At 33.9% G+C, this 18,708-nt stretch carries 13 protein-coding genes; 4 read left to right on the top strand and 9 right to left on the bottom strand.

The window, feature by feature from the left end; translation table 11 throughout:
• Window positions 1–116 precede the first annotated feature (116 nt).
• Window positions 117–4,892, bottom strand: coding sequence for an endonuclease (locus FG384_RS03400; RefSeq protein ID WP_142641156.1), 4,776 nt, complete (start codon window positions 4,890–4,892; stop codon window positions 117–119).
• Between the two features lie 85 nt (window positions 4,893–4,977).
• Window positions 4,978–7,650: a 5'-nucleotidase C-terminal domain-containing protein gene (locus FG384_RS03395; RefSeq protein ID WP_166462367.1), complete on the bottom strand. Its 2,673-nt coding sequence runs from the start codon at window positions 7,648–7,650 to the stop codon at window positions 4,978–4,980.
• Window positions 7,651–7,975: 325 nt separating this feature from the next.
• Here FG384_RS03395 and FG384_RS03390 point away from each other — a divergent pair, with 325 nt between their 5' ends.
• The gene (locus FG384_RS03390) at window positions 7,976–8,722 is read left to right on the top strand and encodes a hypothetical protein (protein ID WP_142641155.1); all 747 of its coding nucleotides are present in this window, start codon (window positions 7,976–7,978) and stop codon (window positions 8,720–8,722) included.
• Window positions 8,723–8,910: 188 nt separating this feature from the next.
• Here FG384_RS03390 and FG384_RS03385 read toward each other — a convergent pair whose 3' ends face one another.
• A complete protein-coding gene (locus FG384_RS03385; protein WP_142641154.1) occupies window positions 8,911–9,435 on the bottom strand; it encodes a competence protein ComK in 525 nt (174 codons plus the stop codon).
• Between the two features lie 324 nt (window positions 9,436–9,759).
• Between FG384_RS03385 and FG384_RS03380 the strand changes: the two genes are divergently transcribed.
• The gene (locus FG384_RS03380; protein WP_142641153.1) at window positions 9,760–10,242 is read left to right on the top strand and encodes a sigma-70 family RNA polymerase sigma factor; all 483 of its coding nucleotides are present in this window, start codon (window positions 9,760–9,762) and stop codon (window positions 10,240–10,242) included.
• A gap of 99 nt (window positions 10,243–10,341) precedes the next feature.
• On the opposite strand, the gene FG384_RS03375 is transcribed toward FG384_RS03380, so the two are convergent.
• A complete protein-coding gene (locus tag FG384_RS03375; RefSeq protein ID WP_142641152.1) occupies window positions 10,342–10,707 on the bottom strand; it encodes a hypothetical protein in 366 nt (121 codons plus the stop codon).
• Between the two features lie 80 nt (window positions 10,708–10,787).
• Here FG384_RS03375 and FG384_RS03370 point away from each other — a divergent pair, with 80 nt between their 5' ends.
• Complete coding sequence (locus FG384_RS03370; RefSeq protein ID WP_142641151.1) at window positions 10,788–11,198, top strand: hypothetical protein; 411 nt, start codon at window positions 10,788–10,790, stop codon at window positions 11,196–11,198.
• A gap of 413 nt (window positions 11,199–11,611) precedes the next feature.
• On the opposite strand, the gene FG384_RS03365 is transcribed toward FG384_RS03370, so the two are convergent.
• The gene (locus FG384_RS03365; RefSeq protein ID WP_240793339.1) at window positions 11,612–12,487 is read right to left on the bottom strand and encodes a helix-turn-helix domain-containing protein; all 876 of its coding nucleotides are present in this window, start codon (window positions 12,485–12,487) and stop codon (window positions 11,612–11,614) included.
• Between the two features lie 307 nt (window positions 12,488–12,794).
• Between FG384_RS03365 and FG384_RS03360 the strand changes: the two genes are divergently transcribed.
• A complete protein-coding gene (locus FG384_RS03360; protein ID WP_142641149.1) occupies window positions 12,795–13,661 on the top strand; it encodes a putative bifunctional diguanylate cyclase/phosphodiesterase in 867 nt (288 codons plus the stop codon).
• A gap of 452 nt (window positions 13,662–14,113) precedes the next feature.
• On the opposite strand, the gene FG384_RS03355 is transcribed toward FG384_RS03360, so the two are convergent.
• From FG384_RS03355 to FG384_RS03340, 4 genes are all read right to left on the bottom strand, one after another.
• Window positions 14,114–14,776, bottom strand: coding sequence for a reverse transcriptase-like protein (locus tag FG384_RS03355; protein ID WP_142641148.1), 663 nt, complete (start codon window positions 14,774–14,776; stop codon window positions 14,114–14,116).
• 140 nt (window positions 14,777–14,916) lie between these two features.
• Window positions 14,917–16,047, bottom strand: a complete 1,131-nt coding sequence (locus tag FG384_RS03350) for a polysaccharide deacetylase family protein (RefSeq protein WP_142641147.1) — start codon at window positions 16,045–16,047, stop codon at window positions 14,917–14,919.
• A 67-nt stretch (window positions 16,048–16,114) separates the two neighbouring features.
• Entirely contained in the window at window positions 16,115–16,654 is a 540-nt protein-coding gene (locus tag FG384_RS03345; RefSeq protein WP_142641146.1) for a GNAT family N-acetyltransferase, read from the bottom strand.
• Window positions 16,655–16,733: 79 nt separating this feature from the next.
• Entirely contained in the window at window positions 16,734–18,407 is a 1,674-nt protein-coding gene (locus FG384_RS03340) for an SWIM zinc finger family protein (RefSeq protein WP_142641145.1), read from the bottom strand.
• Between the last annotated feature and the right edge of the window lie 301 nt (window positions 18,408–18,708).

Here is an 18,708-nt window from a genome sequence, read left to right as displayed (position 1 = left end):
TAGACGGAATGAACCCCAACAACACCAGGGTCCAAAGTACCCCTTATAAAATAAATAAAGACATATTGCAAAAGTGTTACTGGTGCCTGGCACCAGTAACACTTTTGTAATAAAACTTATGAAGCTTTTGGGATGATTATTGATGAGCTTGATTGTTTCCAGATTAGATTAACCCATTCTGGATGGTCGATAAATGGATTTCGGTTTCCTTGCCATTTTTGGATGACATTATTTCGGTTACGCTCAAACTCATCGACTGGGTCTTGTTCATGCCATTTTAGAAGTACGGACAGCTTACCATGGTATGGAGCACTTCCATTATTAAGCTTTTCGTTTAGTTCTAAATCAACTTTATCGCCTTTTTCGTAACGAGTTGCCATGTAAAATAGAATTCGTGCTACATCACCTTTTACACGATCTGGTGGCTCAAATGAACTTCCTTTTTTAATAAAACAACCATTACAGCCTTCCACTGGGCTTCCGCCGTTATCAAAATCCAAGTTTCCTCTTGAACTATTTACTTGAACATCTGTAGGACGTAAATGGTGAATATCTGTGCCTGGACCTTTCTCTGTACCCAATTTCCCATGCGATTGTGCCCATGTGTGTTCTCGGTTCCACTGCCCTACCCCTCCGCCATTACTACTTTTAGAGCGAGACTCACCAGAATAAAATAATATAACATTATTCTTGTTTTTTGGATCTTCATCTGTTTCTCTCAACGCTTCCCATGCTTGATCGTATGAAAGTTGTGTATGCCCATCAATAATTTCATGCAAAGCAGCTTTTAATGCTTGCCCCTCTTTACCAAATGCATCTTTATAGTATTCATCTGTTGGTGAAGAAGCAGAGGTTACTATAACACTGAAACTTGCTGTTACACTTTTTTTACCATCTGAAGCAGTAACTCCAACTACATGAGTTCCTTCTTCCAAAGTTAGAGTTAAAGTATTCCCTTGAATAGTACCTTTTGTTGCAGTGTATGTTAATTTATCATTTTCTGGATCGGAGAAGTGATCTGTTAATAAAATGGAAATAGTTTCTCCAACTTTAACATCTTTATTTGGAATTGGTTTCTTTACAATTGGAGCTTTGTTTTCACTAGGAAAAGAAGGAACCTCAATGGGTTCCCCTTTCACGTTTGTAAATTTAATTGAATCACTAGTCGCACCATTAATAAATTCAATTTCTTGAATATTTTCAGCACCACGGATTTCTTTTACATTCGTACCATCAATAATTACTTTTTGAACCTCTACACCTTTAAAGTCAATAATTGCTCCAGCACTTGCTGGTTTAATTGTCACAGTATGCTTTGCAAATCCTGCTCCGTTGAATTCTGCATAAGCGCCTGTAAACAGAATACCTTCTGTAATAACTGACTCATTATCTAATGTAACGGATACGCTACGTTTACCAATCGTCAATTTTTTTGTTTTTAGCTTTGTAATGTTATATGTGTTTTCTACTTCGATAGGTACTTCAATATCATCAGCAAGTAAATCAATTTGAACCATTACAGGATCGTGATCGCTCGCGCGTCCAGCCATATCTGTAAAATCTGCGTTAATATGAAGAATATCGATTTTAGTTTTTGGTTCTAAGTTTTTAGAAACTAAAATGTGATCTAAAACTTGAGAGTTACCTTGGTATAAATACGTGTAACGATCAGATGTTTCAACTTTGTTAATCATATTTGTAATAAGGTTACCCTCATGAATTTTTAGAGATTGAGAGAATTGATAATCATTAAAGTCCCCTAAAGATACAACATTTGCTTTTGAATTTTTTGTTTTTATGTCGTTCACAAAGTTATAAACGATATTAGCAATTTTATGACGCTGAGCTTCTGATTCATATACAGGAGGTTGTTTTGAACCAAATAATGGAGTATCTCCTGATTTGGAGTTCCAGTGATTTGCAATTACAACAACACTTTCACCTTGGAAATCAAATTGAGCAGCTAAAGGCTTACGACTGCTATTAAATGCGCTATTAGTTGGGTCAATTCTACCTGGATTTAATGTTAACTTACCATCTTCGTAACCAACTGCAGTTGTTGCATTACCAGCTGAAATACCTGGAGTTAATGATACTCGTGCTGGATTGTAAAGGAAACCAACTCGAATATTTGCATTTGGTGCACCACCGTCTTGATTATTCTCTGGGTCGATATTTACGTATTTATACTCTACCCCACCTGCTGCTTTAATAGCTGCAATTAATCTTGCATAACTTTGATCTGCTGCAGAATTTCCTGTACTCTCACCGTTATTATCTTGAACTTCTGTTACTCCAACAATATCAGGACTTTGCATATCAGTAGCAATAGCTCTTGCTAATTTACGCGCTTTGTCGTCCGAAGTTGATGTTTTATTGTTCGAAAAGTTCTCTAAGTTATAAGAAGCAATTGTTAACTTGTCATCTGCTTTAACAATTGTTGTTTTTTCTGGTGTAGCTGCTCCTTTCTTATGAGCAGCCTTCATAGAGTCTAAGGAAACATAGATTTTGAAGTTTTGGAATGAATAACCTACTACTCCAGTAATCGGACCAGTAAATTTATCACCCGTTGCCACTTCAAAATCACGACCAGGTCCATTAGGTTCTAAACGGAATTGAATACGATTTGGATTTTGGTTTCCTTCTTCATACAATACTCCACCATGAAGTGAATTCGTTGGAGCATTTTCTAAAACAGTAATTAAATCTCCGTGCTCTTGTGGTGCTACTGCTTTCACATTCCCAACTTGTACACGCATTCCTTCAATACTTTCCCAGAAATCAATTGCGTCCTCAGTTGGATTAAATACAGTTAGATTGTCACTGTCTATTGCCTCTAATGCCATATTTGTTTCATCGATGATAATTGGAGCTGGTAAAGCTATACCACTTTTAACTACAACAACTGATCCACCTTGGTCATTTCGAACATTAATTTGAGTAGTCTTTAGGTCTGTTTCTTGTCTATCTGAATATCCATCATAAGCAAACTCACTTACTTTTCCAGTTACCGAAACTAAGTCTCCAACTTGAATTGGCCAAGCTTTGCTACCACTATAAAGTAAAATAGCCTCGGAAGTATTAGGATTGTTATCCGCTAATTCATCTGGTGTTTGAATGTGGTAATAAGTTGAGCCATTAAGTGTGAATGAATAAGTTACTATCCCTTCAATTCCTTGAACTGTTTGATTATTAAAAGAAGTGGTATGTCCCGCTCCTTGAATATCATGTATTTGTAAACTATTCGTAATTTTGTATTCGAAAGTCTTTACTTCAGAAGAGCCTTTTGATGTGATTACTATTGCTTTGATTGTTGTATCTTGATCAATCACTATAGATGTTGTATATTTTGTGCTATTTTTTGTTGGCTCTTTACCATCTAATGTGTAGTAAATTTCTGCTCCTGCAGTAGTTGTTGATAAAGTTACAGTTGTACTTCCCACAAATGTACCGCTAGTAGGATTTGCTACAACTGGTTGAATGGTTGAACTATCAGCGACGATATCTTGCATTGAGCGAGGGATGATTTGATAGGTACCATTAAATTCTTGGACAATTCCAGTGATAGATTCATATTTTGTACCCGCTACTAATCCTAAGTTACTATTTTCATCACGGACAACAAATTGTGTTCCTTGTGCATCCTTACCTGTGTAATTTGGAGCAGCACCAGATATTATTACATTATTTACTTTTGCCAGTTTAGATTCATTTTCTTCATTAACTTCAGCACCTGTAAGTTCTATTGGATTTGGTACTGTCTTTGATACTGGTTCTCCTACAAGTTTTGCTGTTTGTAATTGTAATAAGCCATTATATTCAGATAAAGTACCCATAACAATAATTTCATCACCAAGCTGAACATTTAATGATGATTTTGGAAAAACAGCGAGTGCACCTGTCTCATCTTGAAAATGGAGAGTATTTTTTAATAATGCAGTGACAATACCTTTTACTTTTACTTCACCTTCTTTAAGTGCACGAGCATCTGCAATTGACAGGACCTCAGATTCACTTGTTATAGTATAAGTAAACTCTGCAATTTCACTGTTATCTAATCCATCTTTCATAGCAATTGCCTTAATCGTCATATCTTTATCAATTACAATAGGATTTAAATATTCAGAACGTGAGCTGGAGTTAGTTGGATCCGATTCATCTACCGTATAATAAATCGTAGCTTCTTTAGTGTTTGTAGATAATGTAATTTCCGTCCCCGATGGAACACTTGAAGATGGTAAAGACACTGTTACAGCTTCAACTTTAGTTTCTACTGGGCCAGGATCATCACTATCCATTATGTGCGAGGCTAAATAATCAAAAGTGTCCTTTGGATATTTTCCCCACTCTGCAGATGGTTCGAATGCATCCTCTGGATTTGTATCACCAGTAGTAACATTGCTATTACGTACTAGAGTAATATCTTTTAAATTCTCAATTCTCTTTCCAATCTGTCCAATGGAATCCACCACTGTACCATTTTTTCTTAGTACAATAGGGTCATCACCGTTAAAATTAATAACAGTCGAGTTTAGCTTATTTGCCTTACTTTTTAAAGTTGCATCTGTATTACTATGATCTTTAACTAAAACATATGTTGCTCCATTAGCCACTGCATCTGTTTCCGCAAATGATAGTGTTTGACTTGCAGTTAATGCTCCATTTGAATAGATTTCTAATGTGTAATCTTTTAAATTAATATCATTTCCTGTGCCATTATAAAGCTCGAGTGCCTTATTTTCTCCACCACCTTCTATATACTCTGAAATAATCAAGTCACTCGCATTCGTTGCAGCTACAGCCTTAGTTGGCATCCCTGGGATTATTAAACTTGCTATTAAACTAGCAGATAGAAAAGCGTTTATAGGCTTTTTCCAATTCCTTTTACTCATCTAAACAATTCTCCTTTTATATAGGGATTTTCAGTGTCGCAATTATCATTAAAAATGAAAAGCTTAGGCAGTTTGCTACTCTGCATTAAAGAATCATTTCGCCTTCAACTGTTAGTCCATCTAAGTTTAATGTTTTCCCACTTAGTCCAGAAAAATCTGCATTTCCTTCAACTGTAATATTGGAAAAAGTAATATCTCCACTTGGACTACCTTTTAGGATTAGATTTCCTTTAATAATTGCATTCTCAAGTTTAGTTACATCTGTTAGTGATACTGTAACGTCGCCATTGTACACTTTTGGTGCCTCTGGTGTACCCGAGAAATCTTCTGGCGCCACTTCACCACCAGGGAATTCAGTACCTGGTTCTTGTCCAGCAACATCCACAATACGCCCTTCCACTTTCGGATCAACGTTTACGATACTTGCAATATGTTCACGTAAGTTTTCCCAATCAGAAAGCCCTAAATCAGTAACTCTTCCCTCTTCATATGCTTTTTTCAATACATCGAAACCGTCTCCACCCTTAGCAGTGAATGCATTAGTAGCAATTGTGTACGTTTTTGTATCTTCGATATTAACAAAATTGCCGTCTGTGTCTTTATAAGCGATGGATACTACGCGTTTACCTACTGGCTTCGAAGAATCAAATTCTACTTTTGCTCCAGATATATGAAGGAATCCACCATTTTCTTTTGGGTAATCTCTAAAACTAGTTTCAAATGTTGCTTTTAATTCTGCTCCAGTAAGTTTTATAGTCGCTAATGTATTTCCAAATGGAAGTACTGTAATTACTTCACCTACTGTAATTGGACCTTTATCAATAGCAGCTCTTATTCCTCCACCATTTTGGAATGCCATGATGACATCTTTGTTATACACTTTCGCTTTTTTCAACATACCATCTGTAATAAGATTCCCTAATGGTGTTTCATTTCTACGTACGCTATTACTCTCTGTACGAGGGTTTTCTAGCGCATTAATAGCTGTTGCCCCAGTTGGCTCATTTTTCAAGTCTGCAATTTTAGATGAGTATTTTTTCAATAATTCAGCCGCTTGAGCATCCTCTTGTTTCGCATTAATGCTTATTAACTCTCCTGAGTGCTTAACTACTTTTCCGTTTTTATCGAACTCTACATCTAACGTTCCTAAAAACTCACTGTATTGATAAGCTTGAACAATAATTGTTGGGTCTTTCGCTTTTCCATTTAGATCTTTGTTTACAACAACTGGTTTCTCAAGTTTTGTATGGCTGTGACCACCAACAATTACGTCAATACCTGTTACTTTTGCTGCTAACTGTAAGTCATTGTCATACGCAGGATTATCATCATAACCAAGATGAGTAACAGCAATCACTTTGTTTACACCTTGTTTTTGGAACTCGTCAACCATTGTTTGGGCTGCTTTCACATAGTCTGTAAACGTCACCTTCTCTGGACTAGAAATATCTTTCGTTTCTGCAGTCGTTAAGCCGAACAACCCTACTTTTTGCCCGTTTACAACTTTAATAATGCCACTATAAATTTGACTGTTTTTCGCATTAGTTGATACTTTTACATTAAATAATCCTTTGAAAGTATCATCCTTTGAAAAATCAACATTCGAGCTTACAATTGGAAAATTAGCTTTTTTAATAAAATCGGCTAATGCTTTATGACCTTCCGTACTTGACCCAAGATCAAATTCGTGGTTTCCAAGAGTCATCACATCGTATTTCATTAAATTCATAAATTCTATATCCGCTTGTCCTTTGAATTCATTAAAATATAAAGTTCCGGAGAATACATCTCCTGCATCTATTAACAATGCAGATGGTTTCGCTTTACGAACGTCTTTTACAGCTGTAACACGCTTCGCTACATTGTCCAAGTTTGCATGTGTATCATTTGTATGCATCAATGATAATTTAAAGTTAGAACTATTGTTGCCACCACCACTGTTACCGCCTCCACTACTTCCTCCACCACCAGTAGTTGGAGGAGTAGTAGGTGTTATTATTTCAACTCCTGCTTTTTTACTTACCATTTCTAGTTCTTCAAGTAACTCTTTCACCATTGGCATATTAGTTGTAGGTGGCAATCTATAAAGTAAAGGTTTAATAGTTTCCAGAACTCTAATAGCATCAGCTTGTCTTCCAGCTGCTAGTAACCTTTCCGCTTCCTTCACTTTCATATAAACGGTTACAGGAACCATTAACTGATCACGCTTGAGATTTGCTGGATCTTTGTATTGTTTTAATAATAAATCCCTCGCATCTTTTCCTGTAAAACGGTAGAGAATAGCAGTACGGCTTTTTAATTGAACAGATAGCTTATGATATAATGTCTCCACTTTAGCCCAACCTTTTTCTGTTTCCGCTTTCTTAATATCAGCCATTATTGGTGTTAAATACTTGTCCGCATAATTGTAAGCGTCAATATATGGGATAACTCCTTTTGTAATTCTTTCGTTATATAAGTCATCTAAATCTTTTAACAAAGCATCCTTATTTTTTGCATCCGATTTCAATATTGCATTTCTTGCTTTTTGATAATTTACTTTTGCAGTATTCAATGCTGGATACAAATCCAAACTTGTAGCAAGTTTTCCATTTTGAGATGGTACTACATAAGCATAAGCTGCCTCTTTCAAATCTTTTCTCGCTTGATCTACAATATCTTGCAATGAATTATTAGCAAAACTAACACTTGTAGAAGTTAATAGGGACGTTGCAAGAACCGTTGCAATTACAGATTTTTTCATCGTATTCTTTTTCATAGTTTCCCTCCTATATTAATTAGCTGTTCGCTTATCCTATTTAAAACAGCATAAATATATGAATAAATTAAATAGAATAATAAGCAGCTATTTAAAAATAAGGAAAAATAATATAGTTCAACACGAAAAATGCAAAAAATTGTAAAACACTTTTTGCTAGAGGGGCACTATTTTGTTTTAACAATAAAAAAGGCATTTCCCCTAAAAGATTTACTGGGAGAGTAGCATTCTCCTCTAAGGAAATTCAAAGAATATAAGATTAATACAATACATATAATCAGTACAATAATGCTTACTAAAAAAATTAATAAAGGGGGAATTTATTTTGAAATGTTTAAATTGCGGCCACGAACAAGCTGTAGGTAATTATTGCAGTAAATGTGGAACTAAATTTGCAGAACCTCTAATAGTTACAGACACAATAGAACCAAAATCGGTAGAACCAAACGTATATGTAGAAAATATTAAAAAGAAATCAAAAAAATATATCGTCTATTTTGTGCAACAACTAAAAAAACCTTCTGTTGCTTTCAATCGTGGAGAATCAGAACTAACTAGTAGTCTAATTAGTATCGTTTTATTTACAGTACTTTTTTCGATGTCGTTATTTTTGATTACGAAGGATCTATATTGGAGCAATTCACCAAGTTTTTTATCCTTCTTTCTAGAAGTATTTTTTCTTACATTCTTTATGATTTGTATCCTCGTACTTTCTCTTTTTCTCATCAATAATTTCTTTGGCCCACAGTATAAACTTAAAGCTATTATCAGTTTTTATGGAGGTCACCTATCATTACTTAATATCGGAGTTATAGTATCTATCTTACTTATGCTAGTAAAATCGTTTACCTATGGGAACACAATTTTAACGATATGTCTTCTTTTAGCTATTTTTATTCTGCCACTTTATGTAATTAGTTATTTACTAATAAAAAACCCAACTGGTGCTGACCCACTATACGGATTTATACTGTACATTGCTACATTTACGATTCTATTTATATTATTTGTGACTTTTATTGCGGATTCAACGGCTAGAGAATATTTTGGTTTTATGAAATTCTTTTTTTAAAGAAATCGAAAGAGTTGCTTTGTTTGTAGCCTTCTTACTTTAACTTTTACTAATTTATTTGATTTAACAATAAAAAGCTCCTCACTAAGTCGATTCTTGTATCAACTTAGTGAGGCAGCTTTTTTGTTGTCTCTATGAAATTCTGAGTATGGCTGAACAAATGAAAGATGTAATTATCGTTGGAAACTCTACTTCTTTATATCACTTGAAGATGATTGAGATTTTACTATAGGATCATTACCTATGTATGTTTTCTTTTCATGATGGATAATATTGTACATGTTTTGAAGGGAGTGGAGTCGTTGTTGTTGTTTTAATAGAACACTTTTAGAAGCATTCACTATGCTATACATACCATTACTAAATGTCACACGTGACTTTCCCTTCCCTAGTTCTTCTACGTGAAAGCGATGATTAAAGATCCAAACACATTCTATATTTTTGTAGGACATTGTTGGAAATGCGGCAATCTTATTAGGTTCGATAAGTATTGGTGATTTATTTTGAAAATCCATAAGCTGTTTAGTTCCTTGAATACGCCCTTCTAATGTCGAAGCATATCGTATACATGCATTATTAAGTAAATGAAGGACGGCCATTTTGGAATAATAGATTCCATGGGTTGTAGTGATTTTCGATTTATAACCATCTGTAAAAACAGATTCAATCATCAATGCTCGATCGTCAATTAAATTAGAATCACAGTTCATCATAAAAAAATCCCCCTTTTCGTCTCGTTTGGATATATACTACCAAATTTTCATATTATTGTATAGTCTAAATATACTGAAAATATGTAATTATGTGAAATTTTATGGTTGTATTACCAATTTTATACCCTAAACATTTCCAATAATGTAATTTAATAAGGAATCTGACATATCTACTTACGAAACGACTAATTTTTCTAAAATACATGCACGATTCTTTCTAAGTAACTAGCCTTTTTGCTTATTCGATAACAATGATAAAACCCATTATGCTTTTGCTACCTAGGAATAAACGAATCGTGCACGACTCCAAAGGATAGCATTTGGATGACATTTGATGAAATTCTGACACAATACGAACCGATGATTTCTGCCTGTATTCGAAAATTACACATATACAAAAATCACGAGCTATATAAACAAGCAGGAAGAATAGCATTGTGGAAAGCATGGGTAAGATATGATGAAACAAGAGGAGACTTCGCACCATATGCATATCGCTTCATGTACGGTGCAATACTAGATGAACTCAAGAGAGAAAGAAATTTTGAAGAAACAATCAACCCTATGGAGGATGAAAAACTGAGTTTCTTATTAGAACAAGTTTTAATCCGACATATTCAAAATGAAGACTTGGGGCTTGCTCTGGAGAACCTGACATTAAACGAACGCCAATTACTTCTTTGGATTTTTGTTGAAGGAATCTCTCTCCAACAAGCTGCAATACGCGCTGGAATTTCTATTCCTGGCATTAAGAAAAGAAGAGAAAGAATGTTGAAGAAGCTGAGGGAGGATATGAAGCAAAAGTAGTAAAATGCTTTTTGCAAGATATCCATAATGCATAAAAGCTATTCCTGTATAAAGTAACTACAGGAATTGCTTTTCTATAATTTAGCAAAAGTTATACAATTATACCGTTGGATTCTTCCGTTTAAAATGATATCTGGCTATCGCTACTTCCGTCTCTTCGTAAATCTCTAAAGCAAGCCACTCCGGTATCTTAAAAGTTGTACTTGCCAAATTTGCTACAATTGGATCGTGCATAACTGGATCATACCCACTTTCCTCATGGAACTTGGAGTACTCACCATTCGTTACAATATCAAAAGTTCTTCGCATATATCGATAAATTAATCCATTTGGAAGTGTATTAATAAATGCTTCCGTTGCAAAATCTTTTTCCGTCCCATTCATACCATCCCATCTTTCACCCCATAATAAAGTTACATTATCATTCCTCATACAAATTATAAGTTTTTTCTGACTATTAGTCATTAGTAAACATCAATGAGTGAATGTTTGGTGACAGTTTTAAATGGGTATCACTATTACAATAAGTAAAAGGAGTGATGAAGATGCTAAAAGGTAAAAAACGTTCCATGTTAATCGGAGGGCTTGTTGCCTTCGCTGTCGTGTATTTCAACAAAATGGAAAATAGAGAAAAAGCGAAAACGACGATGAAAAATTCGAAAACAAAAATGTCTTCCTATATGGATTCGAGAAAGCATCAGCCAACTCAAATGACGAAAGCAGGTTTCTCTGATCCAAACGATCCTGACGACAATCGTATGGTCGAAGAGGGCTCCATGTATAGTGTTCAATATTATATTGAAAAAGTTCAAAGTCCAGATTCTAAAGCGGAAGCAAAACAAGCTTTTCCAAAATCGCAACAAAAAAAACTACCCAAAATGAAAGAGTCTTACCAAGAAGACAACAACGAATCCCCGGCTAAACAGGAAAATACAAATCATAATGTTTCTAACTAAAAGAAAGCCTGTAACTATTCTCAAAACTAGTTACAGGCCTTTTAAAATCATTTATGAAGTGCTTCCGTCTTCTCAACTTAATCATACCAAGATTTTTCAGAAACTAAATAATAAAAGATTTTTTCACTTTTCAAAAATTTAATATCCATTTATGCATAACCTAAAGATTATTTGCGGAAATTCTAGTATATTTTATATGCACAAAGTATTTAAAAAGAGTAATTCACCTAAGTATTTTGTACTCTTGAGTCTCATCTTAGATGTGAAGATGTTACTGTATCTTCCACCAACAAATATTAGAATTTAAAAGGCACTAATCAATCTTAATGATTGAAGAAAGTGAGGATTAGATAATTCAGCAAATAATCAACATATTAAAATCGCAAATAAAGCAACTGTTCCTATTTATTCTCTTATTTTAAGAAACTTTTTTTATTTTCTTTTATAGCTTTAATATAAAAAGGAAGTTCAAGGAATTCAAAAATAAACAAAGCTTGCATGTAGACTTCTTGAATTTCTATAAAGGGAGCGTTCATTTTTTCTAAGCATTGTCCTTTATAGTATAAAAATTGTCCAGCTAAAATGAAAAAACATGTCTCTTTCGATTTTTTTATTCCTTGGTTTGCAGTTTCCAGTGCTGCTTCAATGTCATTTATATCGTATAGCACTTTACACTTATTAAAAAGTACTGTAATAAGCGTTTCATAAATTTTATAATCACTATAATTTTTATGAATATGCTCTTTTAAAATTTTATCATAGTGATATAAGCTTTTAAAACTTTCACCATTTTGCGCATATACATTTGCAATTGCATTGTTAATTTTTATATGTAAAAAGCGGAACTGAATGGTAGTTGGATTAGAATAGTTTAATATTTTCTTCAAGTTTGATATGCATTCTTCGGGAGTAATAATTTTTAAAGCGTAATGTGCTGTATGTAACATATATTCTAAATAAAAATTCAACCAAATGTTTTCTTTATTGATATCATTTTTGTTGATAATCGAAATAACTTTTTTATAATTATGTTCTTTTAAGTGAAACTCAATATTTTTTATTAAGCTTTCACTTTCTAAAACATTTTTATGAAATAACATTTCTATAAAATATTCGATAGGAACTTGTAACTTTAATGCGATTTTTAATAAAGTATCTATTGCTGGATAAACTTCTCCTGCTTCAATTCGACTAATTGTCGATTGTGTACAAATATTATTGGCAAGCTCTTTTTGGGACATCCCTAATTCAGCTCTAAGTTTACTAATTTCTAAACCTAAGTATTTCATTTCCAAAAAATCACCCCATTTTATTATGAAAAGGAAGGTAAACACAATGAAAAAATTATTAATCGTTCTATTTGTTTTATCCGTAGTACTTTATACAAGCACTAGTATTGAGCCTGCTCAAGCAAAAGGTAATGGCACAATCACTACTTTAGATCTACCGCACATCTTTTAGTTTTATTAGTTTTTTCTAATTTTTCAATAAAAACCCTTTTATAATAGGATCCAGTTGATCTTGTCTAAGAGGTTCAGATCAACTGGAAATTCTATTCGAGAGAGCTCATCATACTAATATACGAGGAGAAAGATTATGCAATCTAAAGTAAATTTAGAGAATAGCTCGGACAAAACAAATTCCAAACATACAAACAAATTATCATCAATAGAGTCTGATCTTCGATATGCAATTGAGCGAAACCAATTAGAATTGTATTACCAACCAAAAATTTATGCAAAAACTAATCAAATGATTGGTGCTGAAGCTCTTATAAGATGGAATCATCCAAAATGGGGAATTATTAGCCCAAATGAATTTATTCCATTAGCAGAAAGCACTGGATTAATTAATGAAATAGGAAAATGGGTTAAACATACTGCATGTACTCAAATTAAAGCTTGGCATGAAGCGAAACTACCTATGATTCCAATTTCTATTAATTTATCTGCTACTCGTTTTTTAGAAAGAGATTTAATTACCAATATCGTTCAAACATTAAAGGAAACGAATCTAGAAGCTCAATACTTAGAAATCGAAATTACAGAATCGTCTCTTTTAGAAAATGAAGAAGTCGTTTTCTCCATTTTAGATGATCTAAGAAATTTAGGAATTAAAATTGCTTTAGATGATTTTGGTACAGGGTATTCCTCTCTCTCTTATTTAAATCGATTTAAAGGGAAAATAGATATTCTCAAAATTGACCGTTCTTTTATTAATGACTTAAGTAATTCACACGAAGAGGACTCGAATTTCATTGTTAATATGATTATCCAATTATCTCATCAGTTAAAGATGAGCGTAATCGCTGAGGGAGTCGAAACAATTGAACAACTCAATTTATTACAAAAGTACAATTGCAACACGATTCAAGGTTATTTGTTCTCTAAACCTCTGCCCGCAACTGAATTTGCCAAACTACTTAAGAAAGATAGATTAGAGCCTCTTGAAAATAGCATTTAGACGAAAGATTCAACGTGATAATTTCAAGAATTAATTTGTTTACTAGTGAAACATGATTTTTACATAGGGCAACGATATTAACATTTTGAGTTTTTTCGTCTAAAGTTATATTCAGCTATTTTCATTTCAATCTTCTTATATTTCTAAAGTAAAATTATCGATAATCTAGGTTTTTTACTAGCTAACCTTGACAATCTCAACACCAAACTGTGAACACATATAACATCAAAGGCTCTTCGCATATAGCTAAAAGGTTTACCATTTTAAAGCGAATGAATAAGTGCTACAGTCGTTAAAAAAGGTTAATCCGTCTACCTTCATTTTACATATTTATCTCACTATTCACCATATAAGTGACATCTAATTATAAACAGACGCCCCAAAAATCCAGAGGTTTTTGAGACGTTTTCTATAATAGTTAATTGACTAATAGATCCTACACCGAGTTACTTCTAATCCGCTGTCATTTCTTTTGTTCCCGTAATCTCTATTCCATTCAACGCCTGCGTAGCGAGCCTATCCGCTTCTGCATTCAATTTTCGCGACACTAGTTCGTACTCCGGTTGGATACCGAGGTCTTTCATTTTCGATTCTATCCGGTCTGCCCAACTAGACAGGTCTTTTTCGATTACAGGCCATTCCTCACTTAGATGGTTAATGACTACCTGTGAATCCCCTATGAAACGAACTGGCAGATGATGAACGCTCAGTAGTTCAAGCTCCTGCAAGCTCAAATATAACGCTGCGTATTCTGCTTCGTTGTTCGATATAAGATTGGCAGCAAATTCATTCCGCCGTAATCGGTATGACTTCCCGTTCTGCTCATAATAAATGACGCATCCCAGCCCTGATCTACTAGTTGCACGATCGTAACCACCATCAAAATAAACCCTGATGTTATGCGGTTCAGTTTCAATCCCTTTCAAATAGCCTTTCAACTCTTTTACCGTCCATGAACTGTCGAACCTGTCAATGAATGTTACATCTTTGACACGCCCGGTCCTTTCCATGTCTTCCACAAACAACATTGCTTGAGCTGCGGGCATCTCTTCTGAGCGGAATACTGTTTCCATTCCCTTTGGTACTCTGTAAATCCATTCAATTCGAACTTCCATAAACAAAGCTCCTTTTTTCTATTTTACTTCCTTTTCGGTTACGTATAAACAATATGAGTCTTCCCAATTCCGTATATTTTTATTTTATCAAAAGACGAAAAAAAACGGCTGAAGTTAATATTCTGCCGCTCTGTTCTGTTCTATAATTGTTTATCCTTCAAGAAATTTTGAACGATATGGTTTGACGGATCATATGGCAAAATATTGTACCCTTCCGTTTGTAGCCATGCAATAATTTCTGGCAATGCTTTTGTCGTTTGTACACGGTCATGGAGGAGAATGACGATGTGTGAATCCTTTGCTTTTACAGCTTTTTGTACACCCGTTTTTACATTGGATACAATTTGCTTATAGTCTGCTTCTGTGTATTGCCAGTCAAGTGAATCAACGTCCCAATCCCATAATTTATATCCAGATTTCACTAATTCACCTGCCATTGCTTTTGTAACATAAGGTTGACTTCCATATGGTGCTCGGGCAAGTGATACCGATTTACCAGTCAATTTTTGTGTTAGCGTTTTAACTTCGTTCATTTCTCCAATAAAAGCATTGCTTGAAGCATATAAAATCTTCTTGTCATGAGTCATGCTATGAAGTCCCAGTGAATGGCCTTCTAAATAGGTTTGTTTTACTATTTCGGGATAATGCTTTATTTGTTTGCCAACAAAGAAAAATGTCCCTTTCACTTTATATTTACTAAGCGTATTCATGTTAAGGATAGTGAATTTATTTGGACCATCGTCAAATGTTAGATACACAGTAGGCTTCGTGCTAACTGGTTTTGGCTTGTTATCCAATTTCACTTTTTTTACAAAAGCATCATTGTCCATCGATTTCTCTCGACCGTTTGTTAGCCTCATTGTCTGAATACTAGATAGGTATTCTACCTTATATCCAGTAGATTCCCCTAAAAATTTTATGGGTACGTACAGATCACCCTCGATGAAACGAATTGGATTTGGTTGAATCAATTTACCGTTTAATAAAGTCGTTTTCTCTAAATGATTATACGTAATCTGATCTTTACCTTTCTTAATAGTAAGAACCATTCCATCTTCTGAGAATTCCAAGTTTGCGTCCAAGTAACTCGACATTTTCGCTAGTGGGACAAAAACCTGAGCATTCTCGATAAGCACTTCTCCGGGCTCAAATGACAGCATTTTATCATGAAGTGCAATGTATTTCGTTGGTTGCTCCACTGCAAAAGCTTTGATGGAAATAAATTCAGATACAAACATTAATACTAATAGAATTGCAACTATTTTTCTCAATTTTCTCGCCCCTCTCCATCTATATATATAGATTCAGAGGGGAAAGCATGCATCATTTATATAAAATTTATGAGTGTTCTTCATTATTCCGCAAAACAGTGATAAAACCAGCTAATATTTTATGACTTACAGAAAATCCTTTCCGTTTATAGAATTTCAAGGCATCATCGTTACCATTAGAAACAAAGATAAAATAATCTTGGACATCATCAAACTGTTTCAGCCACTCCATAGACATATTAAAAAGCGTAGACCCAACTCCATATTGTCGGTACCCTTCTTTAATATAAAATTGAGATAAGCAACCTACATTATTTCCGCTTACAGAAGATAGGTCAAAAAAAGTAGCAAAATCATTCGAATAAGTTTCTTTTGTAGAGATGTTGGAATAGACATAGCCGACTATATCATCCTCATCTTTGACTACCACAATAAAATTGTGAATGGCACCATTAATCGATGGAATCATCCGTGTATCAAAATTCATATGGTCAAACAGCTCCGGCTTTATGTACGCTTTCGACTTTTGAAAAACCATTAATTCATTACATAAATCCCTACAGCTTTCCACCTTTTCAGTAGGAATAATTTCGTATGTTATATTCATATAATTCACTCCTTTGTTATTCTAAGAATCTTACTAATTAAAGCTATAATTGTGTCTGACACAGAGTGATGAATTTGAATTAAATTTTACTCAACTCGTCCACAAAGGCTGTCCTTTTCTTATATAAAGCACTTAACTCATGTATTAATTCTTCTTGATTTTTCTTGCCAGCAATCTTTTTGTATCTTTTAAGTATATTGCATACTTCTTTATATTTTTTTCTATCGGATGATGAACTTGCTGCTGATTGTATATATTTTTTGTAAATCTCGTTAACCTCATTACTAAATTTCTTTACTAGCATGTCTGCGTATTTTTCTATGTCTCTTGGATTTTCCTTTACATAATCCAAAATTTCATCCAGATCATTTTCTTCTACTATGAGCTTAAGGTGCATACTCCTTCCATGTGGCCCCTTATGCGTTTTCAGTTCTTGTTTTAAACCGTTATAAAATTCGTCTTTTTCATCTTCTACAACTAATATCTTTAGTTCCTGATAATAATCAAAATCACCTCTAAGAAGCAATTCCCTTGCCAACTTCTTTTGCTCTTCTTTAAGGGAAAGTTCTTTATAAGCTGCGTACCTTATTTTTTTCCATTTCGATAATAACCCTGCAAATTGGCTGTCTTGTTTTTCTCCTTTCAAAGCCAATTCTATGACTTTGGAATAGTTTTTCTTTATCATGTACTTACTTAATAACAGTTCTCTAAAAGACGAGTAATTAATATTATCATTTATGAATTGTTCCGCTTCTTTTTCAGTCCCATATTCCTCTATTATTTGCAGTAATAGCTGAAGCATAGCTTCATTGCGATATTCCATATAGCGATCATCAGATTCCTTATTGACCATGTTCTCTATTTTCACTCTCAGTTTATGCCTTAATGCTTCTACATCAGCGAACTCGGCACATATGTGTAGCAAACCTATTTTATAATCTTCCCATCCGTCAAAAATCTTCTTTTCGCTCTCCTCCAATAGTTTATCGAATATTACTTCTCTTAAATTTAAATCTGTATCATCAACCTCAAACACAGTTTCTTCTATCAGTTCTATTGTTTCTGCTACGAAAGAACCGATATCTCCATTAGAATCATCCGCATATTGGAACGACTTCATGGCTTCGTTAAGCACTAAAAATGCAATATCTATGGCTAATAATGTGTCATCTGTACCCCTTACCTTTTCGAATAGTTCCTCCATCTCGCTCACAAAACGATAGGTTTCCCTATATGAAATAAAACCTGCTCTACCTCTATATTTTATTACAATAGAATTTAATAATTTTTTACACATTTCCAGTTCTCGGGTACCATCGCCTTTTGAATATTTGACAATGAGACTATTTTTTAAAGTTGCATCATTTTGCGTTAAGCCTAGTATGATATCAATTAAATCCTCATTAGATAGACTGTTTAGCACTTCTTTTAATTCCGGCTGTTTTTTCGTTTCTTTTTCCGCATTTCCATTGTTTTCCTTAAAATTAAATATTTCAAACAGCTTAAAATAAACAGCCGCTTGGTGCTTGCAAACAGGACCGAAATCAAAAGGACAATCACAATGAGAATAGAGAATTTCACCATCCTCATCTTTTTTTACTACCACTTCGTAATCATCACTTCCTTTGACTAGAAAAATATATTGATTGTCTCTTTGACTATATGTTTCTATTATATTCCCTTCGTTGTAGTAGTCGTATCCCCTTTTTAAAATCGTTTTATCTACGTTGTCTTTAAATTTTTTTATATTCATCTGAAAATCCTCACCTTCTTTTGCTAAATATATTAACGCTAAGATCTAATTTCCGAGTAATATTCCTTATAATTCTAATTATAATTGGTTCCGAGTCCTATTTACCGCATATTACTTAAATTCCTAATCTATAATATTTTTTCAATGTAATACCGTCTATTTTCATCATTATTATCCAAATCTATAGGTGCTAGTTTCAACTCTACACACTCAACTTCTTAGGGATCCCAATAATGCTCAAACGGTTTGGTGTGGAGAATATTATAAAAACAATACCTAAATGAATAGGTAGGCATTAATT

This window comes from Psychrobacillus vulpis (assembly GCF_006861825.1).
Lineage (GTDB): Bacteria > Bacillota > Bacilli > Bacillales_A > Planococcaceae > Psychrobacillus > Psychrobacillus vulpis.
This window is presented reverse-complemented; position numbering and strand designations above follow the sequence as displayed.

Excerpts from the sequence above, each read along its gene's own strand:
- FG384_RS03400 (WP_142641156.1), bottom strand. The coding sequence starts at position 4,892 with ATGAGTAAAAGGAATTGGAAAAAGCCTATAAACGCTTTTCTATCTGCT.
- FG384_RS03395 (WP_166462367.1), bottom strand. The coding sequence starts at position 7,650 with ATGAAAAAGAATACGATGAAAAAATCTGTAATTGCAACGGTTCTTGCA.
- FG384_RS03385 (WP_142641154.1), bottom strand. The coding sequence starts at position 9,435 with ATGATGAACTGTGATTCTAATTTAATTGACGATCGAGCATTGATGATT.
- FG384_RS03380 (WP_142641153.1), top strand. The coding sequence starts at position 9,760 with ATGACATTTGATGAAATTCTGACACAATACGAACCGATGATTTCTGCC.
- FG384_RS03375 (WP_142641152.1), bottom strand. The coding sequence starts at position 10,707 with ATGACTAATAGTCAGAAAAAACTTATAATTTGTATGAGGAATGATAAT.
- FG384_RS03370 (WP_142641151.1), top strand. The coding sequence starts at position 10,788 with ATGCTAAAAGGTAAAAAACGTTCCATGTTAATCGGAGGGCTTGTTGCC.
- FG384_RS03365 (WP_240793339.1), bottom strand. The coding sequence starts at position 12,487 with ATGAAATACTTAGGTTTAGAAATTAGTAAACTTAGAGCTGAATTAGGG.
- FG384_RS03360 (WP_142641149.1), top strand. The coding sequence starts at position 12,795 with ATGCAATCTAAAGTAAATTTAGAGAATAGCTCGGACAAAACAAATTCC.
- FG384_RS03355 (WP_142641148.1), bottom strand. The coding sequence starts at position 14,776 with ATGGAAGTTCGAATTGAATGGATTTACAGAGTACCAAAGGGAATGGAA.
- FG384_RS03345 (WP_142641146.1), bottom strand. The coding sequence starts at position 16,654 with ATGAATATAACATACGAAATTATTCCTACTGAAAAGGTGGAAAGCTGT.
- FG384_RS03340 (WP_142641145.1), bottom strand. The coding sequence starts at position 18,407 with ATGAATATAAAAAAATTTAAAGACAACGTAGATAAAACGATTTTAAAA.